The 25,616-nt window shown below is 58.0% G+C and carries 26 protein-coding genes; 15 read left to right on the plus strand and 11 right to left on the minus strand.

The features are described 5' to 3' along the window. Nucleotides 1-144 precede the first annotated feature (144 nt). The 6 genes from cyoA (at nt 145) to E7738_RS09485 (ending at nt 6,467) form a co-directional block, all read left to right on the plus strand. A complete protein-coding gene (cyoA, locus tag E7738_RS09460; protein ID WP_031279652.1) occupies nt 145-1,068 on the plus strand; it encodes a cytochrome o ubiquinol oxidase subunit II in 924 nt (307 codons plus the stop codon). A gap of 4 nt (nt 1,069-1,072) precedes the next feature. Further along, nucleotides 1,073-3,055, plus strand: coding sequence for a cytochrome o ubiquinol oxidase subunit I (cyoB, locus tag E7738_RS09465; RefSeq protein WP_021507180.1), 1,983 nt, complete (start codon nt 1,073-1,075; stop codon nt 3,053-3,055). After that, on the plus strand, nt 3,055-3,669 hold the full coding sequence (locus E7738_RS09470; protein ID WP_021507179.1) for a cytochrome o ubiquinol oxidase subunit III: 615 nt from the start codon (nt 3,055-3,057) through the stop codon (nt 3,667-3,669). Before cyoB ends, E7738_RS09470 begins: the two co-directional genes overlap by 1 nt. Next, on the plus strand, nt 3,669-3,998 hold the full coding sequence (locus E7738_RS09475) for a cytochrome o ubiquinol oxidase subunit IV (protein ID WP_022549333.1): 330 nt from the start codon (nt 3,669-3,671) through the stop codon (nt 3,996-3,998). The genes E7738_RS09470 and E7738_RS09475 overlap by 1 nt, the downstream gene beginning before the upstream one ends. A 13-nt stretch (nt 3,999-4,011) precedes the next feature. Then, on the plus strand, nt 4,012-4,899 hold the full coding sequence (gene cyoE, locus E7738_RS09480; RefSeq protein WP_021507178.1) for a heme o synthase: 888 nt from the start codon (nt 4,012-4,014) through the stop codon (nt 4,897-4,899). A gap of 203 nt (nt 4,900-5,102) precedes the next feature. Beyond that, nucleotides 5,103-6,467, plus strand: coding sequence for an MFS transporter (locus E7738_RS09485; RefSeq protein WP_031279651.1), 1,365 nt, complete (start codon nt 5,103-5,105; stop codon nt 6,465-6,467). A gap of 56 nt (nt 6,468-6,523) precedes the next feature. On the opposite strand, the gene adhP is transcribed toward E7738_RS09485, so the two are convergent. Then, entirely contained in the window at nt 6,524-7,564 is a 1,041-nt protein-coding gene (gene adhP, locus E7738_RS09490; protein WP_058757960.1) for an alcohol dehydrogenase AdhP, read from the minus strand. 30 nt (nt 7,565-7,594) lie between these two features. Further along, nucleotides 7,595-9,115 carry an acetaldehyde dehydrogenase ExaC gene (locus E7738_RS09495; RefSeq protein ID WP_058757961.1) on the minus strand — a complete coding sequence of 507 codons (1,521 nt, stop codon included), beginning with the start codon at nt 9,113-9,115 and terminating at the stop codon, nt 7,595-7,597. A gap of 261 nt (nt 9,116-9,376) precedes the next feature. Here E7738_RS09495 and E7738_RS09500 point away from each other — a divergent pair, with 261 nt between their 5' ends. Then, a complete protein-coding gene (locus E7738_RS09500) occupies nt 9,377-11,143 on the plus strand; it encodes a sigma-54-dependent Fis family transcriptional regulator (RefSeq protein WP_394516309.1) in 1,767 nt (588 codons plus the stop codon). Here the strand turns inward: E7738_RS09500 and E7738_RS09505 are convergent. Continuing rightward, complete coding sequence (locus E7738_RS09505; protein WP_021507173.1) at nt 11,140-11,631, minus strand: YajQ family cyclic di-GMP-binding protein; 492 nt, start codon at nt 11,629-11,631, stop codon at nt 11,140-11,142. The genes E7738_RS09500 and E7738_RS09505 overlap by 4 nt on opposite strands. A 127-nt stretch (nt 11,632-11,758) precedes the next feature. Here E7738_RS09505 and panE point away from each other — a divergent pair, with 127 nt between their 5' ends. Continuing rightward, entirely contained in the window at nt 11,759-12,679 is a 921-nt protein-coding gene (gene panE, locus E7738_RS09510) for a 2-dehydropantoate 2-reductase (RefSeq protein WP_021507172.1), read from the plus strand. Beyond that, entirely contained in the window at nt 12,633-13,244 is a 612-nt protein-coding gene (gene yajL, locus E7738_RS09515; RefSeq protein ID WP_058781215.1) for a protein deglycase YajL, read from the plus strand. Before panE ends, yajL begins: the two co-directional genes overlap by 47 nt. A 141-nt stretch (nt 13,245-13,385) precedes the next feature. Here the strand turns inward: yajL and thiI are convergent, their stop codons facing one another. After that, complete coding sequence (gene thiI, locus E7738_RS09520; RefSeq protein WP_021507170.1) at nt 13,386-14,834, minus strand: tRNA uracil 4-sulfurtransferase ThiI; 1,449 nt, start codon at nt 14,832-14,834, stop codon at nt 13,386-13,388. Nucleotides 14,835-15,068: 234 nt separating this feature from the next. Between thiI and xseB the strand changes: the two genes are divergently transcribed. The 4 genes from xseB (at nt 15,069) to E7738_RS09540 (ending at nt 19,137) form a co-directional block, all read left to right on the plus strand. Further along, nucleotides 15,069-15,311 (plus strand): exodeoxyribonuclease VII small subunit, encoded by a 243-nt coding sequence (gene xseB / locus E7738_RS09525; protein WP_021507169.1) that lies wholly within the window; start codon nt 15,069-15,071, stop codon nt 15,309-15,311. Further along, nucleotides 15,311-16,210, plus strand: coding sequence for a (2E,6E)-farnesyl diphosphate synthase (gene ispA / locus E7738_RS09530; protein WP_021507168.1), 900 nt, complete (start codon nt 15,311-15,313; stop codon nt 16,208-16,210). Before xseB ends, ispA begins: the two co-directional genes overlap by 1 nt. A 19-nt stretch (nt 16,211-16,229) precedes the next feature. Then, nucleotides 16,230-18,095 carry a 1-deoxy-D-xylulose-5-phosphate synthase gene (gene dxs, locus E7738_RS09535; protein ID WP_058781214.1) on the plus strand — a complete coding sequence of 622 codons (1,866 nt, stop codon included), beginning with the start codon at nt 16,230-16,232 and terminating at the stop codon, nt 18,093-18,095. A 67-nt stretch (nt 18,096-18,162) separates the two neighbouring features. Then, nucleotides 18,163-19,137, plus strand: a complete 975-nt coding sequence (locus E7738_RS09540; RefSeq protein WP_021507166.1) for an aldo/keto reductase — start codon at nt 18,163-18,165, stop codon at nt 19,135-19,137. Nucleotides 19,138-19,319: 182 nt separating this feature from the next. Here E7738_RS09540 and pgpA read toward each other — a convergent pair whose 3' ends face one another. From pgpA to nrdR, 6 genes are all read right to left on the minus strand, one after another. Beyond that, the gene (gene pgpA / locus E7738_RS09545) at nt 19,320-19,811 is read right to left on the minus strand and encodes a phosphatidylglycerophosphatase A (RefSeq protein WP_058781213.1); all 492 of its coding nucleotides are present in this window, start codon (nt 19,809-19,811) and stop codon (nt 19,320-19,322) included. Continuing rightward, entirely contained in the window at nt 19,798-20,775 is a 978-nt protein-coding gene (gene thiL, locus E7738_RS09550; protein WP_021507164.1) for a thiamine-phosphate kinase, read from the minus strand. Before thiL ends, pgpA begins: the two co-directional genes overlap by 14 nt. 46 nt (nt 20,776-20,821) lie before the next feature. Next, nucleotides 20,822-21,241, minus strand: a complete 420-nt coding sequence (nusB, locus tag E7738_RS09555; protein WP_031279648.1) for a transcription antitermination factor NusB — start codon at nt 21,239-21,241, stop codon at nt 20,822-20,824. A 19-nt stretch (nt 21,242-21,260) separates the two neighbouring features. Further along, complete coding sequence (gene ribE, locus E7738_RS09560) at nt 21,261-21,731, minus strand: 6,7-dimethyl-8-ribityllumazine synthase (RefSeq protein ID WP_058769383.1); 471 nt, start codon at nt 21,729-21,731, stop codon at nt 21,261-21,263. Between the two features lie 93 nt (nt 21,732-21,824). After that, the gene (ribD, locus tag E7738_RS09565) at nt 21,825-22,928 is read right to left on the minus strand and encodes a bifunctional diaminohydroxyphosphoribosylaminopyrimidine deaminase/5-amino-6-(5-phosphoribosylamino)uracil reductase RibD (RefSeq protein ID WP_058781212.1); all 1,104 of its coding nucleotides are present in this window, start codon (nt 22,926-22,928) and stop codon (nt 21,825-21,827) included. Nucleotides 22,929-22,931: 3 nt separating this feature from the next. Next, nucleotides 22,932-23,381: a transcriptional regulator NrdR gene (gene nrdR, locus E7738_RS09570; protein WP_031279647.1), complete on the minus strand. Its 450-nt coding sequence runs from the start codon at nt 23,379-23,381 to the stop codon at nt 22,932-22,934. Between the two features lie 171 nt (nt 23,382-23,552). Here nrdR and lysM point away from each other — a divergent pair, with 171 nt between their 5' ends. Together lysM and E7738_RS09580 are read left to right on the plus strand one after the other, a co-directional pair. After that, nucleotides 23,553-23,990 (plus strand): peptidoglycan-binding protein LysM, encoded by a 438-nt coding sequence (gene lysM / locus E7738_RS09575; protein WP_394516310.1) that lies wholly within the window; start codon nt 23,553-23,555, stop codon nt 23,988-23,990. A 15-nt stretch (nt 23,991-24,005) separates the two neighbouring features. Continuing rightward, nucleotides 24,006-24,578, plus strand: a complete 573-nt coding sequence (locus tag E7738_RS09580) for a SadB/YajI family lipoprotein (protein ID WP_058775221.1) — start codon at nt 24,006-24,008, stop codon at nt 24,576-24,578. 64 nt (nt 24,579-24,642) lie between these two features. Here the strand turns inward: E7738_RS09580 and secF are convergent, their stop codons facing one another. Further along, nucleotides 24,643-25,611 carry a protein translocase subunit SecF gene (secF, locus tag E7738_RS09585; protein WP_058769379.1) on the minus strand — a complete coding sequence of 323 codons (969 nt, stop codon included), beginning with the start codon at nt 25,609-25,611 and terminating at the stop codon, nt 24,643-24,645. Nucleotides 25,612-25,616: the final 5 nt, after the last annotated feature.

The raw sequence follows: 25,616 nt of genomic DNA on the forward strand, positions 1-25,616 counted from the left end.
CCGCGCAACATCTGTGACACCCTTAGCAAAAGGTGTCAACAGCCTTCTGACACATCCTTAAGCTGGTTTACACTGCATAAACCTTCCCGTAAAATGCGCGCACACTTAAACGACAATAGAGCCCTTTGTCATTGAGGTCGTTAAATGAGACTCAGGAAATACAATAAAAGTTTGGGGATTTTGTCATTAATTGCAGGCGCTGTATTACTCAGCGGCTGCGATAGTGCGTTGTTAAATCCCAAGGGACAGATTGCACTGGAGCAACGTTCACTGATTCTGACAGCTTTCGGCTTGATGATGATCGTCGTTATTCCGGCAGTCTTAATGGCTGTTGTGTTCGCCTGGAAATATCGGGCAACCAATACCAACGCGAAGTATAGCCCTAACTGGTCACACTCTAACAAAGTGGAAGCCGTGGTCTGGACCATTCCGATCCTGATCATTCTCTTCCTCGGCGTGCTGACCTGGAAATCAACCCACGCGCTGGAGCCGAGCAAACCGCTGGCCTCTGACGTGAAACCGGTTGAGATCGACGTAGTGGCACTGGACTGGAAATGGCTGTTCATCTACCCGGAACAGGGTATTGCAACCGTCAACCAGATTGCCTTCCCGGCAAATACTCCGGTGAACTTCAAGATCACTTCGAACTCCGTCATGAACTCCTTCTTTATTCCTACGCTCGGCAGCCAGATTTACGCCATGGCGGGTATGCAGACCAAACTGCACCTGATCGCCAACGAGCCAGGTACGTTCGACGGTATCTCTGCTAACTTCAGCGGTCGCGGTTTCTCTGGCATGAAGTTCAAAGCCATTGCCACCAAAGACGATGCGGAATTCCAGCAGTGGGTTGCCAAAGTTAAAGCGGCACCTAACACGCTGACCACCATGGATGATTTCGAAAAACTGGCTGCGCCAAGCGAAAATCACCCGGTGGAATATTTCTCAACTGCGAATCCGGAACTGTTCAAGCAGGTTATTGATAAGTTCATGATGAGCCACGGGAAAATGGACATGTCGCACGAAGGCATGGACATGAATCACGCCGCAGCTGCGGGAGCCGAGGAATAATACGATGTTCGGAAAATTAACACTGGATGCAGTGCCCTACCATGAACCCATTATCATGGTTACGGTCGCCGGTATCATCATTGGTGGTCTGGCGCTGATCGCTGCTATTACCTATTTCGGTAAATGGCAGTATCTGTGGTCTGAATGGTTAACCTCCATCGACCACAAAAAACTGGGTATCATGTACATCATCATGGCCTTTGTCATGCTGCTGCGCGGCTTTGCCGATGCGGTAATGATGCGTACCCAACAGGTTATGGCTTCCGCCGGGGAAGCAGGCATACTGCCACCGCACCACTACGACCAGATCTTCACCGCTCACGGCGTGATCATGATCTTCTTCGTGGCGATGCCTTTCGTGGTGGGTCTGATGAACATCGCGGTTCCGCTGCAAATCGGTGCCCGTGACGTTGCCTTCCCGTTCCTGAACAACCTGAGCTTCTGGTTCACCGCTATCGGTGTGATCCTGGTTAACCTGTCACTGGGTGTGGGCGAATTCGCACAGACCGGCTGGCTGGCTTATCCACCGCTCTCGGGGGCAGAATACAGTCCTGGCGTCGGGGTCGATTACTGGATCTGGAGTCTCCAGCTCTCCGGTATTGGTACCACGCTGACCGGTATCAACTTCTTCGTGACCATTCTGAAGATGCGTGCACCGGGCATGGACCTGTTCAAGATGCCGGTATTCACCTGGGCAGCACTGTGTACTAACGTCCTGATTATCGCTGCGTTCCCGGTTCTGACCGTGACGCTGGCACTGTTGACGCTTGATCGTTACCTCGACTTCCATTTCTTTACCAATGATATGGGCGGTAACATGATGATGTACGTCAACCTGATCTGGGTCTGGGGTCACCCGGAGGTGTACATCCTCGTTCTGCCGGTGTTTGGTGTCTTCTCTGAAGTCACGGCTACCTTCTCGAAAAAGCGTCTGTTTGGTTACACCTCGCTGGTGTGGGCAACCATCGCCATTACCGTTCTGTCGTTCATCGTTTGGCTGCACCACTTCTTCACCATGGGTGCCGGTGCGAACGTTAACGCCTTCTTCGGTATCATGACGATGATCATCGCGATTCCGACCGGGGTGAAAATCTTTAACTGGCTGTTCACCATGTATCAGGGTCGTATCGAGTTCAACTCGGCGATGCTGTGGACCATCGGCTTCCTTGTCACCTTCTCCGTTGGTGGGATGACCGGCGTACTGCTGGCGGTGCCAGGCGCAGACTTCGTGCTGCACAACAGCCTGTTCCTGATTGCACACTTCCACAACGTTATCATCGGTGGTGTGGTGTTCGGTTGTATGGCTGGCGTGACCTACTGGTTCCCGAAAGCCTTCGGCTTCACCCTGAACGAAACCTGGGGCAAACGTGCTTTCTGGTTCTGGATCATCGGCTTCTTCGTTGCCTTTATGCCGCTGTACGCGCTGGGCTTCATGGGGATGACCCGTCGTCTGAGCCAGGACATCGATCCGCAGTTCCACTCTCTGCTGGTGGTTGCAGCAGGCGGTGCGGCGCTGATCGCCTGCGGTATCCTGTGCCAGCTTATCCAGTTCTGGGTATCGGTACGTGACCGTGAGCAGAACCGCGATCTGACCGGTGACCCGTGGGGCGGCCGTACGCTGGAGTGGGCAACCTCTTCACCTCCGCCGTTCTACAACTTTGCTGTGATCCCACATATCCACGAGCGTGATGCGTTCTGGGAAATGAAAGAGAAAGGCGAAGCGTACAAGCAGCCAGAAAAATATGAAGAAATTCATATGCCGAAAAACAGCGGCGCGGCCATTGTTATCGCTGCCTTCATGACAGTCTTCGGTTTTGCCCTGATCTGGCACATCTGGTGGCTGGCAGGTCTTACTTTCCTTGGCACCATCGTGACCTGGATTGTGAAGAGCTTCGATGAAGACGTGGATTACTACGTACCGGTTGCTGAAATCGAGCAGATCGAGAAGAAGCACTTTGATGACATCAGCAAAGCAGGTCTGAAATAATGTCAACTGAAACCGTTAAACACCACCACGACGCCCATGCGGAGCATGGGCATCACGATGCGGGAGCCAATAAAGTCTTTGGCTTCTGGATCTACCTGATGAGTGACTGCATTATCTTCGCAACCCTGTTTGCGACCTATGCGGTCATGGTTAACAACACTGCCGGTGGCCCGGCAGGTAAAGATATCTTCGAACTGCCGTTTGTGCTGGTTGAAACCGCGCTGCTGCTGCTGAGCTCCATCACGTATGGTATGGCAGTGATTGCGATGAACAACCAGAACAAAGGTTCGGTCATCAGCTGGCTGGCGTTGACCTTCCTGTTCGGTGCCGGATTTATCGGGATGGAAATCTATGAATTCCATCACCTGATCAAGGAAGGTTTCGGTCCTGACCGCAGCGGCTTCCTGTCTGGCTTCTTTACTCTGGTCGGTACGCACGGTCTGCACGTGACCTCTGGTCTGATCTGGATGGCCGTGCTGATGTTCCAGATCGCTAAACGCGGTCTGAGCGCCACCAACCGCACCCGTATCATGTGTCTGAGCCTGTTCTGGCACTTCCTGGATGTGGTGTGGATCTGCGTATTCACCGTTGTCTATCTGATGGGGGCCATGTAATGAGTCATTCTGTAAACGAACATGGTGCATCTCACGGTAGCGTGAAGTCCTACATGATCGGCTTCATCCTCTCGATCATCCTGACGGCGATCCCGTTCTGGATGGTGATGGATGGCAGTGCTTCTCACGGCACCATTCTGGGTGTGGTTCTGGTGTGTGCAGTGGTTCAGGTGCTGGTGCACCTGGTCTACTTCCTGCATCTGGACAGCAAATCCGAGGGTGGCTGGAACATGGTGGCCATTGTCTTCTCCGCAGTCATTATCCTGATTGTGGTGATTGGCTCACTGTGGATTATGTGGAACCTCAACTACAACATGATGGCCCACTAAAGAGTCACGCGTAATGATTAAGCAATACCTGCAAGTAACAAAACCAGGAATTATTTTCGGCAATTTAATTTCTGTGATCGGTGGATTCCTGCTGGCTTCAAAAGGCAGCATTGATTACCCCCTGTTTCTCGTCGCTTTGGTGGGCGTTTCGCTGGTGGTCGCATCCGGTTGTGTATTCAACAATGTGATTGACCGCGACATCGACATCAAAATGGAGAGAACGCGGAACCGTGTTCTGGTCAAAGGCCTGATCTCGGCGAAAGTAAGCCTGGTTTATGCAACCGCATTGGGTATTGCTGGCTTTGCGTTGCTGTATTTTGGCGCTAACCCGCTGGCCATGTGGCTGGCGGTGATGGGCTTCGTCGTCTATGTCGGCATTTACAGCCTCTACATGAAGCGTCATTCGGTCTATGGCACGCTGATTGGCAGCCTCTCTGGCGCTGCGCCGCCAGTGATTGGCTACTGCGCGGTGACCAACCAGTTTGATGCTGGCGCGTTAATCTTACTGGCTATCTTTAGCCTGTGGCAGATGCCGCACTCCTACGCGATTGCCATCTTCCGCTTCAAAGATTATCAGGCCGCCAATATTCCGGTTCTGCCGGTGGTGAAAGGCATCTCCGTGGCGAAAAATCATATTACGCTGTACATCCTGGCGTTCATGATTGCCACGCTGATGCTGTCGCTGGGCGGTTATGCTGGCTACAAATATCTGGTGGTGGCTGCCGCCGTCAGCGTGTGGTGGCTGGGTATGGCACTGTCAGGTTACAAAACCTCAAACGACAAAGTTTGGGCGCGTAAACTGTTCGTGTTCTCCATTGTCGCCATCACTGCGCTGAGCGTGATGATGTCGGTGGACTTTATGGCCCCGGCCTCTAAGGACCTGCTGACTTACGTCTGGTAAGTCAGACCGTTACTCCGGACAAGGGCGCGAATTTCGCGCCCTTTCTTTTTGTTACCACTGCTTAAAAACAATTGTTTTACCCGCCCTGCCCTGCTTTCTAAAATAAGCGCTGCATGTCCCGGTGAGCCGGGTCGCAGATAAGGGCGCGCAACCTGTGCCGCTGCAACCTGAAGTCCCAGGGGCATAAACTTACAGAGGTTGGAATGAACGATAATAGAATGACACCAGTTGAGCTTCGGGCAACATGGGGTTTAGGCACAGTTTTTTCCCTGCGCATGCTGGGAATGTTTATGGTCCTGCCGGTACTGACCACTTACGGTATGGCTTTACAGGGCGCCAGCGAAACGTTGATCGGTCTGGCAATTGGTATTTATGGTCTGGCGCAGGCCGTGTTTCAGATCCCCTTTGGTCTGCTGTCCGACCGTATCGGCCGCAAGCCGCTGATTGTCGGTGGCCTGCTGCTGTTTGTGCTTGGTAGCCTTATTGCCGCCACCAGCACCTCCATCTGGGGCATTATCCTTGGTCGCGCGCTGCAGGGCTCCGGTGCCATTGCCGCGGCGGTGATGGCGCTGCTGTCAGACCTGACCCGTGAACAGAACCGCACCAAAGCGATGGCGTTTATCGGCATCAGCTTCGGCGTCACCTTTGCGATTGCCATGGTGGTCGGCCCGATTGTCACGCACGCGCTGGGTCTGCACGCGCTGTTCTGGATGATTGCCCTGCTCGCCAGCCTGGGTATCGTGATCACCCTGCTGGTAGTGCCCAATGCGCCGGGCCACGTGCTGAACCGCGAATCCGGCATGGTCAAAGGCAGCATTCGCGCAGTGCTGGCCAATCCCAAATTGCTGAAGCTGAATATCGGCATTCTCTGTCTGCACATTTTGCTGATGTCGAGCTTCGTCGCGCTGCCGGGCCAGTTTGAACAGGCGGGCTTCCCGGCGGCTGAACACTGGAAAGTGTATCTGGTGACCATGCTGGTGGCGTTTGTCGCCGTGGTGCCGTTTATTATCTATGCCGAGGTAAAGCGCCGCATGAAGCGGGTGTTTGTCGGCTGCGTGGCGCTGATCATCATCGCGGAAATTGTACTGTGGGGCGCCGCGGGCCACTTCTGGACGCTGGTGATTGGCGTGCAGCTGTTTTTCCTCGCCTTTAACCTGATGGAAGCGATTCTGCCGTCGCTGATCAGCAAAGAGTCGCCGGCGGGCTACAAAGGCACGGCCATGGGGATTTATTCCACCAGCCAGTTTATTGGCGTCGCGATTGGCGGCAGCCTGGGCGGCTGGATTTTTGGCCACTTCGATGCGCAAACGGTGTTTCTGGTCGGCGCAATAGTGGCTGCGGCGTGGCTGTTTGTCGCCATGTCGATGCAGGAGCCGCCGTACGTCAGCAGCCTGCGCCTGGTGCTGAGCGATGCAGTGCTGGCGGTACCGAATCTGGAGAAGCGGCTGCGCGCGCAGCCCGGCGTGGCGTCGGTGTTTATCGTGCCGGAAGAGAAAAGTGCCTACATTAAAATTGACAGCAAAGTGACGAGCCGCGTGGAACTGGAGGCGCTGCTCGCCAGCAGTTAATGATTTAGCCTCAGCGGACCGCGATGCTCTGGCTCCACGCGGTCCGCTCAGCGTCACTACAGCGACATATCCACCACAATACGCCCTTCAATTTTGCCGGCGTGCATGCGCGCAAAGATATCGTTGATGTTAGTCAGCGGCTCAACCGCGACATTCGCTTTCACCTTATGGCGACCGGCAAAATCCAGCGCCTCCTGCAGATCTTTACGCGTGCCGACAATTGAGCCGCGCACCGTGATGCCATCCAGCACCATGTCGAAGATCGAGAGATCGAATTTCCCCGGCGGCAGGCCGTTAAGCACCATGGTGCCGCCGCGACGCAGCGTGCCGATCGCCTGTTCAAACGCTTTTGGCGATACCGCCGTCACCAGCACGCCGTGCGCGCCGCCAAAGCTCTCCTGAAACACTTTCGCCGGATCGACCTGCTTCGCATTGGCAACCACACTGGCACCGAGCCGTTTGGCAAACGCCAGCTTATCGTCGTCGATATCGACCGCCGCCACGTTGAGCCCCATCGCCACCGCATACTGAATAGCCATGTGCCCCAGCCCGCCGATGCCGGAAACCACCACCCAGTCACCCGGTTTGGTATCGGTCATCTTCAGGCCTTTGTAAACCGTTACGCCAGCACATAAAATCGGTGCCACTTCATTAAACTCAACGTTATCCGGAATGATGCCGACGTAGTTGGCATCCGCCAGGCAGTACTCGGCAAAGCTGCCGTTGACCGAATAGCCGGCATTCTGCTGCGACAGACACAGCGTCTCCCAGCTGTCGAGGCAGTGCTCGCAGTGACCACACGCCGAGTAGAGCCACGGTACACCGACGCGATCGCCCAGTTTGAGATGTTTCACGCCCTCGCCGACGGCTACCACCTGCCCGACGCCTTCGTGACCGGGAATGAACGGCGGATTGGGCTTGATCGGCCAGTCGCCTTCGGCGGCGTGCAGGTCGGTGTGGCACACGCCGGTGGCGGCGATTTTCACCAGAATCTGTCCTGGCCCAACGGACGGCACCGGCACCTGCTCAATCACCAGCGGTTCACCAAACGCCTTCACAATCGCGGCTTTCATGGTGGTTTTGATTTGCATATTCATCTTTCACTCTCCATTTGAACGGATGCGGACTCAGAACAGCCCCAGTGGCGCTGTGCCATAGCTGACCAGCAGATTTTTGGTTTGCTGATAGGCGCTGAGCGCCATTTTGTGGGTTTCACGCCCGACGCCCGACTGCTTGTAGCCACCGAATGCCGCATGAGCGGGATAGATGTGATAGCAGTTGGTCCAGACGCGACCGGCTTTAATGCCGCGACCCATGCGATACGCCAGATTGGTATCGCGCGTCCACACGCCCGCGCCCAGACCAAACTGGGTTTCATTGGCGATCGCGAGCGCCTCTGCCTCATCGTGGAATGTGGTGACGCCAATCACTGGCCCAAAAATCTCCTCCTGGAAACAGCGCATCTGGTTGCTGCCCTTGATCAGGGTGGGCTGGATATAGAATCCGTTATCCAGCTCCGCGGCGATATGCGCACGCTCGCCCCCTGTCAGAATCTGACCGCCTTCTTCACGGGCGATGTTGATATAGGACAGGATTTTATCGAATTGCTGGCGCGAAGCCTGAGCCCCGATCATGGTGTCGGTATCAAGCGGATCGCCACGGCGAATGGTGGCAACCTTGGCCAGCACCCGCTCCATAAAGGGCTGGTAGATCGATTCATGAATCAACGCGCGCGAAGGACAGGTACAGACTTCACCCTGATTAAAGAAGCCCAGCACCAGCCCCTCAACCGCTTTATCGATGAATTCCTCTTCGCCCGACATCACATCCGCGAAGTAGATGTTAGGTGATTTGCCGCCCAGCTCGACGGTGCAGGGAATGATGTTCTCCGCCGCACAGGCCATGATATGCCGCCCGACCGGCGTGGATCCGGTAAAGGCAATTTTAGCGATGCGCTTGCTGGTGGCCAGCGCTTCGCCGGCTTCGCGGCCAAAGCCCTGCACTACATTCAGCACGCCCGGAGGGAACAGATCGCCAATCAGCTCCATCAGCAGCGTAATACCAAGCGGCGTCTGCTCAGCCGGTTTCAGCACCACGCAGTTACCGGCGGCCAGCGCCGGTGCCAGCTTCCACGCCGCCATGAGCAGCGGGAAGTTCCACGGGATGATCTGTCCGACCACGCCGAGCGGCTCGTGGAAGTGATAGGCCACCGTGGTTTCGTCGATCTCAGCGGTGCTGCCCTCCTGCGCGCGCAGGCAGCCGGCAAAATAGCGAAAATGGTCGACCGCCAGCGGCAGATCGGCGTTGAGCGTCTCGCGAATCGGTTTACCGTTATCCCAGCTCTCCGCTACCGCCAGCTTCTCAAGACTGGCTTCCATACGATCGGCCACCTGCAGCAGCAGGTTGGCGCGCTGCTGTACGCTGGTTTTGCCCCACGCATCCGCAGCCTGATGCGCGGCATCCAGCGCCAGATCGATATCGCGCGCGTCGGAGCGCGGGAACCGGGCAATATCGCTGCCGTCTACCGGCGAGGTGTTCATAAAGTACTGGCCGCTCAGCGGCTCGGTGAAGTTGCCGGCGATATAGTTGCCGTAGGTCGCCTGGAAAGAGACCAGCGCGCCGGGCGTGCCGGGATGTGCATAACGCATCGCAAACTCCTTATTATCAGGTCAGAGGGTCTGAACAGGCAGCGCAACTGCCTGTGTCGGTATTGCAGCGCGCGTGCCAGTTTTTTCTCATCAGGCGCAAAAGCGATAAATGCATTATTTATCAATCAAATAAATTCATTCCCCGCCAGCTACCCTGTCAGTCCTCCACGACAAACATTGTATCTGTGTTGCGTATCGCAACAGTGCAGAAACCCGAACGCTACAATGTTGCAACACTTACACGCCGTTCTGAGGTCACTCATGCAGGGAAATTCAGCCGCGTCTGCCGTGCACGCCAACCCGCTGTTAAGCGACTCCTGGTTCCGCAGCCAGCTGTATGGATTAGAGCGCAGCGCCGACGATTTCCCGCGCGTGCGTCAGGGCGAGCTGGCCGATGTGCTGGCCAGCAACGCCGGGCTGCAGCAGTTTGCGCAGCCGGTCATCCGCCAGCTGGCGCAGCAGATGGCGGAGACACAGTCGGTGGTGATCCTGTCCGATGCCAGCGGGCTGGTGCTGAACACTTTTGGCGATATGCAGGCGCTGGAGAAAGCCCAGCGGTTTGCCCTGGCACCCGGCAATCTGTGGAGTGAATGCGGACGCGGTACCAATGCGATTGGCACCGCGCTGGCGATTGATGACGGCTGTGAAATTGATGGCCAGCAGCATTTCCTGACGCGCAATCAGGGTCTGTACTGTGCCGCGATGCCGTTGCAGATGCCCAACGGCCAGATAGCCGGCGTGCTGGATATCTCGGGTCCGGCACACTTTCCGCATCCGCATACCCTGAACCGGGTGAAAGCAGCGGCAAAGCAGATCGAGTACCTGTGGGTGAAGCAGAGCCTGCATCCGCAGCAGTGGCTGCTCAGTCTGCATCCGCAGCCGCAGGGCATCGACACCAGTGATGAACTGCTGCTGGTATTCTCTGACAATGTGCTGACCGCAGCCAACCGGCTGGCGATGCGCGAACTGGCTCTCAGCGCCGACCGCTTTGCCAGCCTGACGTTTCAGCAGCTGTTTCCGCAACTGCAGCAGCAGGCCAACAGCGTTCCCGCCGCGGTCGACATTGGCACGCAGCGCTACTGGTTCCGCCTGCGCGCGCCGCAGCGCAGCCACGTCAGCGTGCCGGACAGTCGCACGCATGATCTGCCGCGCGTGCTGGGAGCTGACGGCGCAAAAATGCTGCGCTTGCTGGATGCCGGCGTTTCGCTGTGCATTTATGGTGAAACTGGCAGCGGCAAGGAGTATGTCAGCCGCGCGCTGCACCAGCAAAGCCGCTGGCGCACGGGCAAGTTTGTCGCCATCAACTGTGCCGCCATCCCCGAAGCGCTGATTGAATCCGAATTGTTTGGCTACCAGCCCGGCGCATTTACCGGCGCCAGTAAAAATGGCTACATCGGCAAAATTCGCGAAGCGGATGGCGGCTTGCTGTTTCTGGATGAAATCGGTGATATGCCGCTGACGCTGCAGACCCGTTTGCTGCGCGTGCTGCAGGAAAAAGAGGTGGCGCCGCTCGGCTCCAGTCGCAGCTGGCCGGTGAATTTTGCCGTGATTTGCGCCACGCATCGCGATCTGGCCCAGCGCGTGGCCGCCGGCGAATTTCGTGAAGATTTGCTCTATCGTCTGCAGGAGTTCGCGCTGACCCTTCCGCCGCTGCGCGCCTGGCCGAACGTCGCCGGGTTTATCCACGATTTATGGCAGGAACTGGGGGCCGCGCAGCGTGGCGTACAGCTGTCTCCGGCGCTGCTGACGGCGCTGGCGCAGCAGCCGTGGCCGGGCAATGTGCGCCAGCTACGCAGTCTGCTGCGCGTGCTGCTGGCGCTCGCCGATGAGGGCGAAACGCTGACGGAAAGTCACTTGCCAGCAGACTATCGCCGCCCACCAGCCCCGCCGCTGCGCGAAAGCCACGATGAACAGCTGATCAGTGAAACGCTGCAGCGCTATGACGGCAATATCAGTAAAGCGGCGCAGGCGCTGGGGGTCGCGCGCAGCACGCTGTATCGTCGTGCGGCACGCGACAGAGGGGATTAATCGCGGAAGTTTTTAAACTGGAACGGCTGACCCAGGTTGCCACCGCGCACCAGCGCCATCGCACCCTGCAGATCGTCGCGGGATTTACCTGTGACGCGCAGCTCTTCACCCTGAATCTGCGTCTGCACTTTCAGTTTGCTGTCTTTGATCAGCTTAACGATTTTCTTCGCGACATCGCTTTCGATGCCTTTTTTCAGCTTCGCTTCAACGCTCCAGCTTTTACCGCTGTGCACAATCTCTTCCGGTACTTCAATCGCTGCGCCTTCAATGCCGCGCTTCAGCAGCTTTTCACGCAGAATATCCACCAGCTGCTTCACCTGAAAATCCGATTCGCTGGTGACTTTGATGGTCTCATTCTTTTCGTTGAGCTCAAAGCTGGCGCTCACGTTGCGGAAATCGAAACGGGTTGAGATCTCACGATTGGCATTCTCCACCGCATTACGCACTTCCGGCAGTTCGACTTCGGAAACGATATCGAAAGATGGCATCTTTTCTTCTCCTGATACTAAAGTGACATGCATAATACGCGTCTTGTCGCGCTAATAAAACACGCGACGCGGAAAGCTATAATTAAGGGTGTGACACCCATTCACCCACCCGCCAGCGGGAGGCATAATGAAAATTACCGTGTTGGGTTGCGGCGCCCTGGGGCAAATCTGGCTCGCGGCCCTTGCACGCCAGGGACATGACGTTCAGGGCTGGCTGCGCGTACCGCAGCCGTACTGTTCGGTCAACGTGGTCGATCCGCAGGGCCACGTCAGCAATCACACCTTCATCGCTAACGATCCGCTGTTTCTGGCTGAAAGCCAGCTGCTACTGGTGACCCTGAAAGCGCCACAGGTTTCACCTGCGGTGAAAAACCTGCAAAGCGTGCTGCCGCGCCACGCGCCGATCCTGCTGCTGCACAACGGCATGGGTACGATCGAAGAGCTCAAAGAAGTGCAGCAACCGCTGCTGCGCGGCATCACCACGCACGCGGCGATGCGCGACGGCACGGTGATTAAACATGTCGCGCAGGGCATCACCCACATCGGGCCTGCCAGCCGCGAAAGCGCGGCGCTGAGCGATATCGCCGATATTCTGCATCAGGCGCTGCCGGACGTGGCGTGGCACGATAACATCGCGTCCGCCAGCTGGCGCAAGCTGGCAGTTAACTGCGTGATCAACACGCTGACGGTTGAGCACGACTGCCAGAACGGCGCGCTGCGCGCCTGGCCGGAGCAGATTAAACGGCTGTGCGAGGAGCTGGCCTGGGTGATGGAGCGCGAGGGCCAGCACATTGCGCTGGATAACCTGCGCGACATTATTTACGACGTCATCGACAGCACCGCCGCCAACGTCTCCTCAATGCTGCAGGATGTGCGTGCGCAGCGTCAGACTGAAATTGATTACATTACCGGCTACCTGCTGCGCCGCGCCCGCGCGCAGGGGATTGCACTGCCGGAAAACACCCGCCTGTACGACCTGATTAAACGCAAGGAGTCCCAATATGAGCGCGAACGCATCAGTGCTGGTTTGCCTGGCCCATGGCAGTGAAGAGACCGAAGCAGTCACCACCATTGACCTGCTGGTCCGCGCCGGCCTGAAGGTGACCACCGCCAGCGTGGAGAGCGACGGCACGCGCGAGATTGTCTGCTCCCGCGGCGTACGCCTGCTGGCTGACGCACCGCTGGTTGAAGTGGCGGATAACGATTTTGCCGCCATCGTCCTGCCGGGCGGCCTCAAAGGCGCTGAAACCTTCCGCGACAGCCCGCTGCTGGTGGAGACGGTACGCCAGTGTCATCTGTCAGGCAAAATTGTCGCGGCGATCTGTGCCGCGCCGGGCACGGTGCTGGTGCCGCATGACCTGTTTCCGGTGGGCAATATGACCGGTTTTCCCGGCCTGAAGCACACCATTCCGGAGGAGAAATGGATGGAGCGCCGCGTGGTGTGGGATCCGCGCGTTAATCTGCTGACCAGCCAGGGGCCGGGCACGGCGATCGATTTTGCCCTGAAGCTGATTGATCTGCTGGTGGATAAAGAGCAAGCGCGTGAAGTCGCATCACAGCTGGTGCTGGCGGCAGGGATTTATAATTATCAGGAATTTGAAGAGCGCGCATAAAAAAAGTCGCCATCAATGGCGACCTCACGGGATCAGCGCACAGTTTTATTCGTCGCGGTGATTACAGGGTGCGCATTCCTGCGCACCGGGTTTTGCCCGTGCACCCGAAATCAGGCGCGCCAGGCTTAACTCCCGCCGCGGTTACGGACGGTACACCTTCACGTTCTTAAAGCCCTGCTCATGCAGATACAACGCCTGCAACCGGCTCATCACGCCGCGATCGCAGTACAGCAACCAGGTTCTGCTCTGATCGAGATCGCCGAACTGAGTGCTCAGCTTATAGAACGGCAGCGATTTCACTTCCACTCCGGTCAGCGCCAGCGGCTTGTCGTCCTGTTCATCAATTGAACGGATATCCAGCACCACATCGTTGCCGCTGAATGACGCCACGGTTTCCACTTCCACCACTTCTTCTTCCGTCTGCTCCGCGATTTCACGGATATCGACGTTGCTGGCTTCCTGCACCACGCGCTGCAGAATGTCGAAATCGAAGTTCTGCTCTTCGGCTTCAATCTTCGCCTTTACCGCTTTCACCGTGGGGCTTTTCGAAATCACGCCGCAGTACTCCGGCATGGTGCGGGCGAAGTCTTCGGTGCCGATCTGACGCGCAATATTGATGATGTGCTCTTTATCGTGCGAGATCAGCGGGCGTAGAATCAGCGTGTCGGACGCGTTATCAATCAAACGCAGGTTAGTCAGCGTCTGGCTGGAGACCTGGCCCAGCGCCTCACCGGTCACCAGCGCCTGCACGCCGTAACGCTCAGCCACCATCGATGCCGCACGTACCATCATGCGCTTCAGCACCACGCCCATCTGGCCGTCATCAACTTTTTCCAGAATCTCGCCCACCACCGGCTCAAAATTGATGGCGACAAAACGCACGCGATGTGAACGGCCAAAACGCTGCCACAGATAGTGCGCCACCTGACGCACGCCGATTTCATGCGCCGCGCCGCCAAGGTTAAAGAAGCAGTAGTGCACGCGACAGCCGCGGCGCATCAGCATATAGCTGGAGACGCCGGAGTCAAAGCCGCCGGAAATCAGCGACAGCACATCTTCCTGGGTGCCGATCGGGAAGCCGCCCAGGCCTTCATAGCGGCCGGTAATCAGCAGCAGACGATCGTCTTCAATCTCCAGATTCACCGTCACATCCGGATGATTCAGCTGCACGCGCGCGCTTTCAATGTGCTGATTGAGACCGCCGCCGACGTAGCGCTCCACATCCTGCGAGCTAAAGCTGTGCTTGCCGCGACGCTTCACGCGCACGCAGAAGCTCTTGCCTTCCAGCCGCTCGCGGTTGAGCGCCAGCGTCTGCTCGAAGATATCGTGCATGTCGGTATAGGCGCGGTCTTCGACCGCCAGCACATGGTGGATACCGGGAATGCGCGTCAGCTCTTCCGTGACGGTGGCACGCAGCGCTTCCTTCTTCGCGCGCACTTCGATGTGATCCCAGTGGCGCACCACGGCGATCTCTTCGTCGAGGGTGCGCAGGGTATTACGGATGTTACCGGTCAGAATTTTAATAAAGCGCAGGCGCACCGACTGACTTTTGATGGTGATTTCAGGGAAGAGCTTGATGATAAACTTCATGGCGACACAGCTTCGTTGGGCAAATAAGTGCTAAAATCATCAACACTTAGCTGGTAAAATCATATAATTGCGGGTTGGCATCAGCCACCGCATCCGAGGCGCGCAAGTATATCACCTTTGTCGGGTGACTGCTGTAAGCAACCTTCGCCGCATTGATTATTTTGCTAATCAATGCCCGTCGGCTACCATGACCGATTGCAACATAATGTCCCAACCTGTGAGTCGACACTGATTATGCCGAAAAAAGCCGAAGCGCCCGTGAGTTTTGAAAACGCACTGCAGCAGCTGGAACAAATTGTCAGCCGTCTGGAGAGTGGCGAACTGCCGCTGGAAGAGGCGCTGAATGAATTCGAGCGCGGCGTACAGCTGGCACGCAGCGGCCAGCAAACCCTGCAGGCGGCGGAACAGCGCGTGCAGATTCTGCTGAGCGACGACAAAGACGCCCCGCTCACCCCTTTCACGCCGGAAAATGAGTAATGGATTTCGTGCAACTGCAGCGCGCCTACCATGAGCGCGTGAACCAGGCGTTGACGCGCTTAATAGATCCACTTCCTTTTCAGAGTTCTCCTCTGGTGAACGCCATGCAATATGGGGCACTATTAGGCGGTAAGCGCCTGCGCCCGTTTCTGGTGTATGCCACTGGCGAGATGCTGCGCGCCGAGGCGGCCAGCCTGGATGCCCCCGCCGCAGCGGTGGAGTGCATTCACGCTTACTCATTGATTCATGATGACCTGCCGGCGATGGACGACGATGCGTTACGTCGCGGGCAGCCAACCTGCCATATCAAATATGGCGAAGACACGGCGATTCTGGCCGGCGATGCCCTGCAAACCCTGGCGTTTACCATTCTTGCGGACCAGCCGATGCCCGGCGTAAGCCCGCAGGATCGCATTGCCATGATTTCCGAACTGGCGCAGGCCAGCGGCGTGGCCGGCATGTGCGGTGGCCAGGCGCTGGATTTAGCCGCCGAAGGCCAATCCGTGGACCTGAACCAGCTGGAGCAGATCCATCGCCATAAAACCGGCGCGCTGATCCGCGCCGCCGTGCGTCTCGGCGCCCTCACTGCGGGTGCCGCGGGCCGCGATGCGCTGCCGCAGCTGGATATCTACGCCAACGCCATCGGACTGGCGTTTCAGGTGCAGGATGACATCCTTGATGTGGTCGGCGATACCGCCGTTCTGGGCAAAACCCAGGGAGCCGATCAGGCGCTGGGGAAAAGCACTTACCCGGCGCTGCTGGGACTGGATAACGCGCGGGCCAAAGCGCAGGATCTCTATCGCGAAGCACTGGGCGCGCTGGAGGTGCTGGCGGCACAGTCGTATGACACGTCCGCTCTGCAGGCGCTGGCCAGCTTTATAATTGAACGCGATAAATAACTTATATAATGAGTCTCTGATGAGTTTTGATATTGCAAAATACCCGACACTGGCGTTAGCAGGCACGGTTCAGGAATTACGTTTACTGCCTAAAGAAAAACTTCCGGACCTGTGCGACGAGCTGCGTCAGTATCTGCTGGACAGCGTGAGCCGCTCGTCCGGCCACTTTGCTTCGGGTCTGGGCGTCGTCGAGCTGACCGTCGCGTTGCATTATGTATACAACACCCCGTTTGATCATCTGGTGTGGGACGTCGGCCATCAGGCCTATCCTCACAAGATTCTGACCGGCCGCCGCGACCGTATCGGCACTATCCGTCAGAAAAATGGCCTGCACCCGTTCCCGTGGCGCGGCGAAAGCGAATATGACGTGCTGAGCGTGGGCCACTCGTCGACGTCCATCAGCGCCGGTCTCGGCATGGCCGTGGCCGCCGAACGCGAAGGCAAAGGTCGCCGCACCGCCTGTATTATTGGCGACGGCGCGATTACCGCGGGCATGGCGTTTGAAGCCATGAACCACGCCGGTGATATCAAGCCGGACATGCTGGTGATCCTCAACGACAACGAGATGTCGATCTCTGAGAACGTGGGCGCGTTGAACAATCGCCTGGCGCAGATTCTCTCGGGGAAAACCTATTCACGCCTGCGCGAAGGCGGCAAGCGCGTGCTGGGCGGGCTGCCGCCGATCAAAGAGCTGGTGAAGCGCACCGAAGAGCACCTGAAAGGCATGGTGGTGCCGGGCACGCTGTTTGAGGAGCTGGGCTTTAACTATATCGGTCCGGTCGACGGTCACGATGTGCTGACGCTGGTCAGTACGCTGAAGAATATGCGCGATCTGAAAGGGCCGCAGTTCCTGCACATCATGACCAAAAAGGGCAAGGGCTACGCGCCGGCGGAAGAAGATCCGATTACCTGGCACGCGGTGCCAAAATTCGATCCGGCCAGCGGCTCGCTGCCGAAAAGCGCGCCGGGCCTGCCGAGCTACTCGAAAATTTTTGGTAACTGGCTGAGCGAGATGGCCGCCGACGATGCGCGGCTGATGGCCGTGACGCCGGCCATGCGCGAAGGCTCCGGCATGGTGAGCTACTCGCGTGATTATCCGCAGCAGTATTTTGACGTGGCGATCGCCGAGCAGCATGCGGTGACGTTTGCCGCAGGCATGGCCATCGGCGGTTATAAGCCGGTGGTGGCGATTTACTCCACCTTCCTGCAGCGCGCCTACGACCAGGTGATTCACGACGTGGCAATTCAGCAATTGCCGGTACTGTTTGCTATCGATCGCGGCGGTATCGTGGGTGCCGACGGCCAGACGCACCAGGGGGCGTTTGATATCGCCTATCTGCGCTGCGTGCCGGGCATGGTGATCATGACGCCAAGCGATGAAAACGAGTGTCGTCAGATGCTTTACACCGGCTACCACTATCAGGATGGCCCGAGCGCGGTGCGCTATCCGCGCGGCACCGGCACCGGCGCCACGCTGGAACCGCTGGCCAGCCTGCCGCTTGGCAAAGGGGTGATTAAGCGCCGCGGCGAGCAGCTGGCGATCCTCAACTTTGGTACTCTGCTGCCGGAAGCACAGGCCGCCGCCGACGCGCTCAACGCCACGCTGGTCGACATGCGCTTTGTTAAGCCGCTGGATGAAGCCCTGATTAGCGAACTGGCGGCCAGCCACGACGCGCTGGTTACGCTGGAAGAAGGCGCGATCAAAGGCGGTGCCGGCAGCGGCGTCAATGAATACGTGATGGCGAAACGCCTGCGCGTGCCGGTGCTGAACCTCGGCCTGCCGGATGAGTTCATTCCGCAGGGGACGCAGGAAGAAGTGCGTCAGGATTATCAGCTGGACGCCGCAGGCATCCAGCAGCAAATCGCCGCCTGGCTGGCGCAGTAACCGCCCTTCCCCGCTCCTGCTGCTATGCTTGAGGGTAAAACCCCACGCATAAGAGCAGGAGCCCTTCATGAAAACCGTTCGTTTAGGCCAGACCGATCTGCAGGTTTCACGTCTCTGTTTAGGCTGTATGACCTATGGCGATCCGCTGCGCGGTAACCACGCCTGGACGCTGCCGGAAGAGAGCAGCCGACCGCTGATTAAGCAGGCGCTGGACGCGGGCATTAACTTCTTCGACACCGCTAACAGCTACTCCGACGGCAGCAGTGAGGAGATCCTCGGCCGCGCGCTCAAAGATTATGCGCAGCGCGATCGGGTGGTGGTGGCGACCAAAGTCTACTTTCCGCTGAGCAACCTGTCGCAGGGGCTGTCGCGCACCAATATTCTGCAGTCGATTGATGACAGCCTGACGCGGCTTGGCATGGAGTATGTCGATCTGCTGCAGATTCATCGCTGGGATTACGCCACGCCGATTGAAGAGACGCTGGAAGCGCTCGATCAGGTAGTGCGGTCAGGCAAAGCGCGTTACATCGGGGCTTCCTCGATGCATGCCACACAGTTTGCGCAGGCGCTGCAGTTACAGCAGCAGCATGGCTGGGCGCGTTTTGTCAGTATGCAGGATCAGTACAACCTGATTCAGCGCGAAGAAGAGAAGGAGATGCATCCGCTGTGCCAGCGCGAAGGCATCGCGGTGCTGCCATGGAGCCCGCTGGCGCGCGGTAAGCTGACGCGTCCGTGGGGAGAAACCACTGCGCGTTCGGTGTCGGATAACGTGATGGAAAAACTCTATACCGGCACCGAAGAAAATGACGCGGCGATTGCGCAACGGCTGGCAACAGTGGCTGCGGACAAAGGCGTGACGCGCGCGCAGGTGGCGCTGGCGTGGCTGCTGCATAAGCCGGTGGTTACCGCGCCGATTATTGGTGCCTCGCGCGAGCAGCAGTTTGCCGAACTGGTGAAAGCCGTGGACGTGGAGCTGAGTTCAACCGATATCGCCGAGCTGGAGAGCGTCTACCAACCGCATCCGGTGGTGGGATTCGAGTAACGTCCAGTCAGGTCGCCTTCAGTGCGACCTGATGTCACAGGCAGCGCATGCATGGCGACCTGCCTGTGGTCTACGTATTCATACGACCTGCCTGCGGGCTACGCATTCCTGGCGACCTGCCTGCGGCAACGCATTCATGGCAACGCTTTCTGTAGGGTGCGCATTCATGCGCACCTGGCGCATTAAAGCACCAGCCCCAGCCCATACAAAATCGCCGCTGAAATGACCCCGGCGATAATGTCATCGACCATAATGCCCATGCCGCCGTGCACGTTACGGTCGAACCAGCGAATCGGCCACGGCTTCCACATGTCGAAAATACGGAAAATCACAAAGCCGGTCAGCACCCATTGCCAGCTCATCGCCGGTATCGCCATCAGCGTAATCCACATGCCGATGAACTCATCCCACACGATGCTGCCATGGTCGTGCACACCCATATCACGCGCGGTGCGGTGACACAGGTAGACACCCACGCTAATGCCAATCAGCACCAGCAGCGAATACAGCTGCAGCGGCAGCAGCGTCATCAGCCACCAGAAGGGAATGGCGGCAATTGAACCGGCGGTGCCGGGCATAATCGGGCTCAGGCCGCTGCCAAAACCGGTCGCCAGCAGGTGCCACGGATTGGCCATGCGCAGACGGCTTTTAGCCACATCTTTATTTAGCGTCAAAGTGATCAAATCCCTTGTGATGGAAACTGCGCGGCTTGCCGTTCTCCAGCAGCGTCAGCCCTTCTGCTTCCGGCGCGATCTGGCCGATGCAGGTATACGCCACGCCAAGATGGCCCAGCGCCACATCCAGCGCACCACGATTGACTTCCGGCACGGTAAAGCACAGCTCATAATCTTCCCCCCCGCTCAGCGCCCAGCGCAGCACCTGCTCCGGCTCAAAGTGATCGCGCAACGCGGCCGACAGCGGCAGCGCATCCAGATTGATGCGGGCACCGACGCGGCTGGCGGTGAGAATGTGGCCGAGATCGGAGATCAGACCATCGGACAGATCGATGGCTGATGTCGCCAGATTACGCAGCGCCTGGCCCTGCAGCACGCGCGGCATCGGGCGCAGATGACGCTTGATCAGCACTTCATGCACCGCCGGATCGTTCAGGCGATGATGGTGCTGCAGCAGCGACAGGCCGGCAGCGCTGTCGCCCAGCGTGCCGGTGACAAAAATCCAGTCACCCGGTTTGGCCCCGGCGCGCTTCAGCGCACGGCCGGCCGGCACCAGGCCATGAATGCCCAGCGTCAGGCTGAGCGGCCCGCGCGTGGTATCGCCGCCTATCAGCTGCATATCGTAGTAATCCAGCAGCTCAAACAGGCTGTCGCTGAACGCCGCCAGCCACGGCTCATCCACTTCGGGCAGGGTTAACGCCAGCGTTAACCATGCCGGATCGGCGCCCATCGCCGCCAGGTCGCTCAGGTTAACCGCCAGCGCTTTGTAGCCGAGATCGGCCGGATGGATATCACGTAAGAAATGCACGCCCGCCACCAGCGTATCGGTGCTGATGGCCAGCGTCTGTTTTTCCGGCACGTTAAGCAACGCGCAGTCGTCACCAATTCCCTTCTCCACATCGCGGCGGGAGCTGGTGACGCGGTTAAAATAACGTGCGATCAGTTCGAATTCACCACAGGACATAAGTCAGGTCTCAATGAAAAAAGGCCGGTGAGCCGGCCTTTTGCACTTATTTTTTGTTCGGTCGAATTTGCGGAGCGGCTTTGTCCAGCACGCCGTTAACAAATTTATGGCTGTCTTCAGCACCAAACACTTTGGCCAGTTCGATACCTTCGTTGATCGCCACTTTGTACGGCACATCGTCACGCTTGCTCAGTTCATAGAGCGAAATGCGCAGGATGGCTTTTTCTACCTGGCCCAGCTCTTCCAGCTGGCGCGACAGGTAAGGCTTCATCAGGCCGTCCAGGAACGCGCTGTTGGTCGCCACACCGGCCAGCAGTTCGCGGAAATAGCTAATATCGACGTCTTTGACGTCTTGTTCCGCCAGAAACTGGTATTCCACATCGGCAATGTCGTTGTTAGACAACTGCCAGGAGTAAAGCGCCTGGACAGCGCACTCACGGGCGCGACGACGAGCAGCAGGTTTCACAAAATTCCCCTTACAAAAATCAGGCTTTGATGGCTTTCAATACGTTAATCATTTCAAGTGCGGTCAGGGCCGCTTCGGCGCCTTTGTTACCCGCTTTGGTGCCGGCGCGTTCAATCGCCTGCTCGATGTTTTCGGTGGTCAGGACGCCGAAGGTCACCGGAATTTCGCTGTTCATCGCTACGTGAGCGATGCCGGAGCTGGCTTCACCCGCCACGTATTCGAAGTGTGCGGTACCGCCACGGATCACCGTGCCCAGTGCAACGATCGCGTCGTGCTTGCCGGTTTTCGCCAGGGCGCGTGCCGCCAGCGGCAGCTCGTAAGCGCCCGGTACCCAGACCACGGTGATGTTTTCCGCTTTGACCTGGCCAATACGCTTCAGCGCGTCAACTGCACCGTCCAGCAGGCTGTCATTGATGAAATTGTTAAAACGCGCGATTACGATGGCAATCTTGGCATCAGGCGTGGCAACAGCAGCTTCGATAACTTTCATACATATCCTTTGGGTGTTTGTTTTATGGCCCCGCAGAAGGGGGCGGATTCTATCATACTCTTCGGCAACGCGCTCAGGCTTTTCCGTGCATGCTCAGCGTGGTGTCAGGGTCAGCCGTAAATCGTCGCCGACCTGACGCACATCGCTAAAATTCAGCGCTGGCGCATCGGCCAGCGTTTCCAGTCCCGGCAGCGCACACAGGCCGCGCGCGGCATTACCCAGCAGTTTCGGGGCCAGATAAACGATCAGTTCATCCACCAGTCCGGCCTGCAGCAGCGCACCAGCCAGACCGGCACCGGCCTCGACCCACACGCTGTTGATCTGACGCTGACCGAGCAGCATCATCATCGCCACCAGATCGAGCTGCTCACCGCGCGGCGGCACCTCAATCTGACTCACGCCCGGCGGCCAGCTTTGTGCATCAGCCTCCGTGCGCATCAGCCAGGTTTCGCCGGGCTGGGCGATCAAACGGTGCTGCGGCGTCACGCGCTGCTGGCTGTCGATCACCACCCGCACCGGCTGACGCAGCTGGCTCTCATCCAGCTGCTGGCGCACGGTCTCGCTCAGTTCATCCCAGCGCACCGTCAGCGACGGATTGTCCGCCAGCACGGTGGCGCTGGTGGTAAGGATAGCTGAACTGCGGGCACGTAAACGTTGCACATCGCGCCTTGCCGCTGCGGAAGTGATCCACTGGCTTTCGCCGCTGGCCATGGCGGTACGGCCATCCAGCGAGGCACCCAGTTTGAGCTGAATCCACGGAAAACCGGTACGCATGCGTTTGAGAAAACCGCGATTAAGCGCTTCCGCTTCATTCATCATCAGGCCGTGACTCACGTCGATGCCGGCCTGCTGTAAACGATACAAGCCGCGCCCGGCCACCTGCGGATTAGGATCCTGCATCGCCGCGACCACCCGGCTGACGCCGGCGGCAATCAGCGCATCGCAGCACGGCGGCGTCCGACCGTGATGGCTGCAGGGTTCCAGCGTGACATACGCGGTCGCACCGCGTGCGTGGTCACCGGCCATGCGCAGCGCGTGCACTTCCGCGTGCGGTTCACCGGCGCGCTGATGCCAGCCTTCGCCCACGATCGTGCCGTCGCGCACGATAACGCAGCCGACGTTAGGATTTGGGGTGGTGGTATATTGTCCGCGCCGCGCCAGTTCCAGCGCGCGCGCCATGTAGTGCGCATCGGTCATGGATTAATCCTGTAAGCGGGCGATCTCTTCGCCAAAATCACGAATATCTTCAAAACTGCGGTACACCGATGCGAAGCGAATATAAGCGACTTTATCCAGCTTCTTCAGCTCTTCCATCACCAGGTTACCAATCAGCTTGCTGGGAATTTCACGTTCGCCGGTGGCGCGCAGCTGGGTTTTGATGTGATTAACCGCATTGTCGACGGCATCCGCGCTCACCGGACGCTTCTCCAGCGCCTTCATCATGCCGCTGGCCAGCTTATCTTCGTTAAAGGGTTCGCGCACGTCGTTGCTTTTCACCACGCGCGGCATTACCAGCTCGGCCACTTCAAAGGTGGTAAAACGCTCATGGCATACCAGGCACTGGCGGCGGCGGCGCACTGAGGAGCCTTCACTAACCAGACGTGAATCAATCACTTTGGTGTCCACAGCGGAGCAGAATGGGCAATGCATGACGTTTCCTGTCGCGAGAATTGGGGGCAGATAGTGTAGCGCGTTCCCGGTTGCAACAAAATACAGGGCGCAGAATCGCCACCTGGCTCACAGCGACGCCTGACGGTTACAGCAAACCGTGAAAAGTTACTAAGCTTAGAGAGCCAATCCGGCTTAATGACAGGAGGATGTATGAGTTTATTCAATTTCGTCAAAGAAGCGGGTGAAAAACTGTGGGATGCGGTGTCAGGCGGCGATGACCAGAGCAAAAAGCTGCAGGAGCACATTAATCAACTCGGCCTGCCCGACAGCGATAAAGTGAAAGTCGATGTCCAGGGCGATACCGTGAAGGTCAGCGGTGACGGTATCTCGCAGGAGCTGAAAGAGAAGATTCTGGTGGCGGCGGGTAACGTGGCCGGCATCACCAAAGTGGAAGATAACGTCACCACCAGTGACAGCGCCGCGCAGGCCGAATTCTACACGGTGAAAAAAGGCGATACCCTGAGCGCTATCTCGAAGCAGGTGTACGGCACGCCGAACGAATACAACAAGATCTTTGAGGCGAACAAGCCAATGCTGACGCATCCTGATAAGATCTATCCCGGCCAGGTTTTACGTATCCCTAAATAACCGGAAGGACATTGCATGACGTTCAGGATGATTTGGGTGCCGGCAGCGCTTGCTGCGCTGGTGCTCAGTGGTTGCAGCTCCACCCCCGCTTCACCTCAGGTCAAAGCGCTGCATCAGGAAGTGAGCCAGCTCAACCAGCAGATGCGCAAACTGACCAGTCAGGCCAGCGCGCTGGAGATTCAGGGGCAGCTCAACAGCCAGTCGACGCAGGGCGCATGGTTACTCCCGCAGGCGAATACGCCGGTAGAGCTGCAGACGCAGCTGGGTAAGCTGCGCCTGTCGCTGTCGCACGTTGAGGGGGAAGCCAGCGGCAGCCGCGCTAACCTGAATATCCGTTCAACCGATGATAAGCCGGTGCCGGCGCTCAGCGCCCGCGTGGTTTGGGGCGAAATGGATCCCGCCAGCGGCAAGCCGCTGAACGCCGACAGCCTGAGCCAGACCATTACCGTGCCCGCCAGTCTGATGCCGCGCAGTTCGGTCAGCGTACCGTTGCGACTCAGCGGGCTGGCACCGGGTCAGCCCGGCTACGTGCGCGTGCATGATGTGCAGGCGGTGGCGGACGCCAGCACGGTCGTTGCAGGCCAGTAATTCTGGCGTCAGGCATAAAAAAACGGGCTGCACTCAGGCAGCCCGTTTCATTTCTCCGGCACAATTACGGCAGAATCGAAGGCTGATCGGCGCCCTCTTTCTCCACTTTCTGCACCAGCATGTGTTCACGCTTCATGCCCAGCTTCAGCGCCAGCGCGGACGACACGTAGATCGACGAAATGGTACCGATGGTGACACCGATCAGCATGGTCAGCGAGAAGCCTTTCAGCAGCGCGCCACCAAAGATGAACAGGATCAGGATCATCGCCAGCGTGGTGATCGAGGTGATCAACGTACGGCTCAGCGTCTGGGTCAGCGACACGTTAGTGATGTCGTAAGAAGAACCGCGACGGATTTTGCGGAAGTTCTCACGAATACGGTCGGAAACCACGATCTTATCGTTGAGCGAGTAACCAATCACCGACATCAGCGACGCCACAATCGTCAGATCGATCTCGATGTGGAACAGCGACAGAATGCCGCAGGTGATGATCACGTCGTGCGCCAGCGCCAGCACGGTGCCCAGCGCCAGACGCCACTCAAAGCGAAAGCCGATGTAGATCAGAATCGCAATCAGTGCCGACAGCAGCGCCATCGCCCCGGCCTGCGCCAGATCGCTGCCCACGCTCGGGCCCACGAACTCAATTCGCTTCACGGTCGCGTTCTGCTGCGTCGTCTGGTTGATCGAGGCGACCACTTTGTTGCCCAGCTCCTGGCCTGCATTGCCGGTGGTCGGTGGCATACGCACCATCACATCACGGCTGCTGCCAAAGTTCTGTACCAGCGGCTCCTCAAAGCCTGCCTTCACCAGCCCGTCACGCAGCGCATCCAGATCCGCCGGCTTCTCGAGGTTGATCTCAATCACCGTCCCGCCGGTGAAATCGAGCCCCCAGTTAAAGCCGCGCACACCGATAATGGCGATGGACGCCACAATCAGCAGGCCGGAGATGATAAAGGCCAGCGTGTCCCAGCGCATAAAGTCGACGACTTTACGCCCATGGTTCAGCTGTTCAATACTATATTCCTGTGCCACAACGC

The sequence above is a fragment of the Pantoea sp. SGAir0430 genome, assembly GCF_043549295.1.

Bases quoted from the DNA above. Each gene is read 5' to 3' on its own strand.
- cyoA (WP_031279652.1), top strand. From the start codon at position 145: ATGAGACTCAGGAAATACAATAAAAGTTTGGGGATTTTGTCATTAATT.
- cyoB (WP_021507180.1), top strand. From the start codon at position 1,073: ATGTTCGGAAAATTAACACTGGATGCAGTGCCCTACCATGAACCCATT.
- E7738_RS09470 (WP_021507179.1), top strand. From the start codon at position 3,055: ATGTCAACTGAAACCGTTAAACACCACCACGACGCCCATGCGGAGCAT.
- E7738_RS09475 (WP_022549333.1), top strand. From the start codon at position 3,669: ATGAGTCATTCTGTAAACGAACATGGTGCATCTCACGGTAGCGTGAAG.
- cyoE (WP_021507178.1), top strand. From the start codon at position 4,012: ATGATTAAGCAATACCTGCAAGTAACAAAACCAGGAATTATTTTCGGC.
- E7738_RS09485 (WP_031279651.1), top strand. From the start codon at position 5,103: ATGAACGATAATAGAATGACACCAGTTGAGCTTCGGGCAACATGGGGT.
- adhP (WP_058757960.1), bottom strand. From the start codon at position 7,564: ATGAATATGCAAATCAAAACCACCATGAAAGCCGCGATTGTGAAGGCG.
- E7738_RS09495 (WP_058757961.1), bottom strand. From the start codon at position 9,115: ATGCGTTATGCACATCCCGGCACGCCCGGCGCGCTGGTCTCTTTCCAG.
- E7738_RS09500 (WP_394516309.1), top strand. From the start codon at position 9,377: ATGCAGGGAAATTCAGCCGCGTCTGCCGTGCACGCCAACCCGCTGTTA.
- E7738_RS09505 (WP_021507173.1), bottom strand. From the start codon at position 11,631: ATGCCATCTTTCGATATCGTTTCCGAAGTCGAACTGCCGGAAGTGCGT.
- panE (WP_021507172.1), top strand. From the start codon at position 11,759: ATGAAAATTACCGTGTTGGGTTGCGGCGCCCTGGGGCAAATCTGGCTC.
- yajL (WP_058781215.1), top strand. From the start codon at position 12,633: ATGAGCGCGAACGCATCAGTGCTGGTTTGCCTGGCCCATGGCAGTGAA.
- thiI (WP_021507170.1), bottom strand. From the start codon at position 14,834: ATGAAGTTTATCATCAAGCTCTTCCCTGAAATCACCATCAAAAGTCAG.
- xseB (WP_021507169.1), top strand. From the start codon at position 15,069: ATGCCGAAAAAAGCCGAAGCGCCCGTGAGTTTTGAAAACGCACTGCAG.
- ispA (WP_021507168.1), top strand. From the start codon at position 15,311: ATGGATTTCGTGCAACTGCAGCGCGCCTACCATGAGCGCGTGAACCAG.
- dxs (WP_058781214.1), top strand. From the start codon at position 16,230: ATGAGTTTTGATATTGCAAAATACCCGACACTGGCGTTAGCAGGCACG.
- E7738_RS09540 (WP_021507166.1), top strand. From the start codon at position 18,163: ATGAAAACCGTTCGTTTAGGCCAGACCGATCTGCAGGTTTCACGTCTC.
- thiL (WP_021507164.1), bottom strand. From the start codon at position 20,775: ATGTCCTGTGGTGAATTCGAACTGATCGCACGTTATTTTAACCGCGTC.
- ribE (WP_058769383.1), bottom strand. From the start codon at position 21,731: ATGAAAGTTATCGAAGCTGCTGTTGCCACGCCTGATGCCAAGATTGCC.
- ribD (WP_058781212.1), bottom strand. From the start codon at position 22,928: ATGACCGATGCGCACTACATGGCGCGCGCGCTGGAACTGGCGCGGCGC.
- nrdR (WP_031279647.1), bottom strand. From the start codon at position 23,381: ATGCATTGCCCATTCTGCTCCGCTGTGGACACCAAAGTGATTGATTCA.
- lysM (WP_394516310.1), top strand. From the start codon at position 23,553: ATGAGTTTATTCAATTTCGTCAAAGAAGCGGGTGAAAAACTGTGGGAT.
- E7738_RS09580 (WP_058775221.1), top strand. From the start codon at position 24,006: ATGACGTTCAGGATGATTTGGGTGCCGGCAGCGCTTGCTGCGCTGGTG.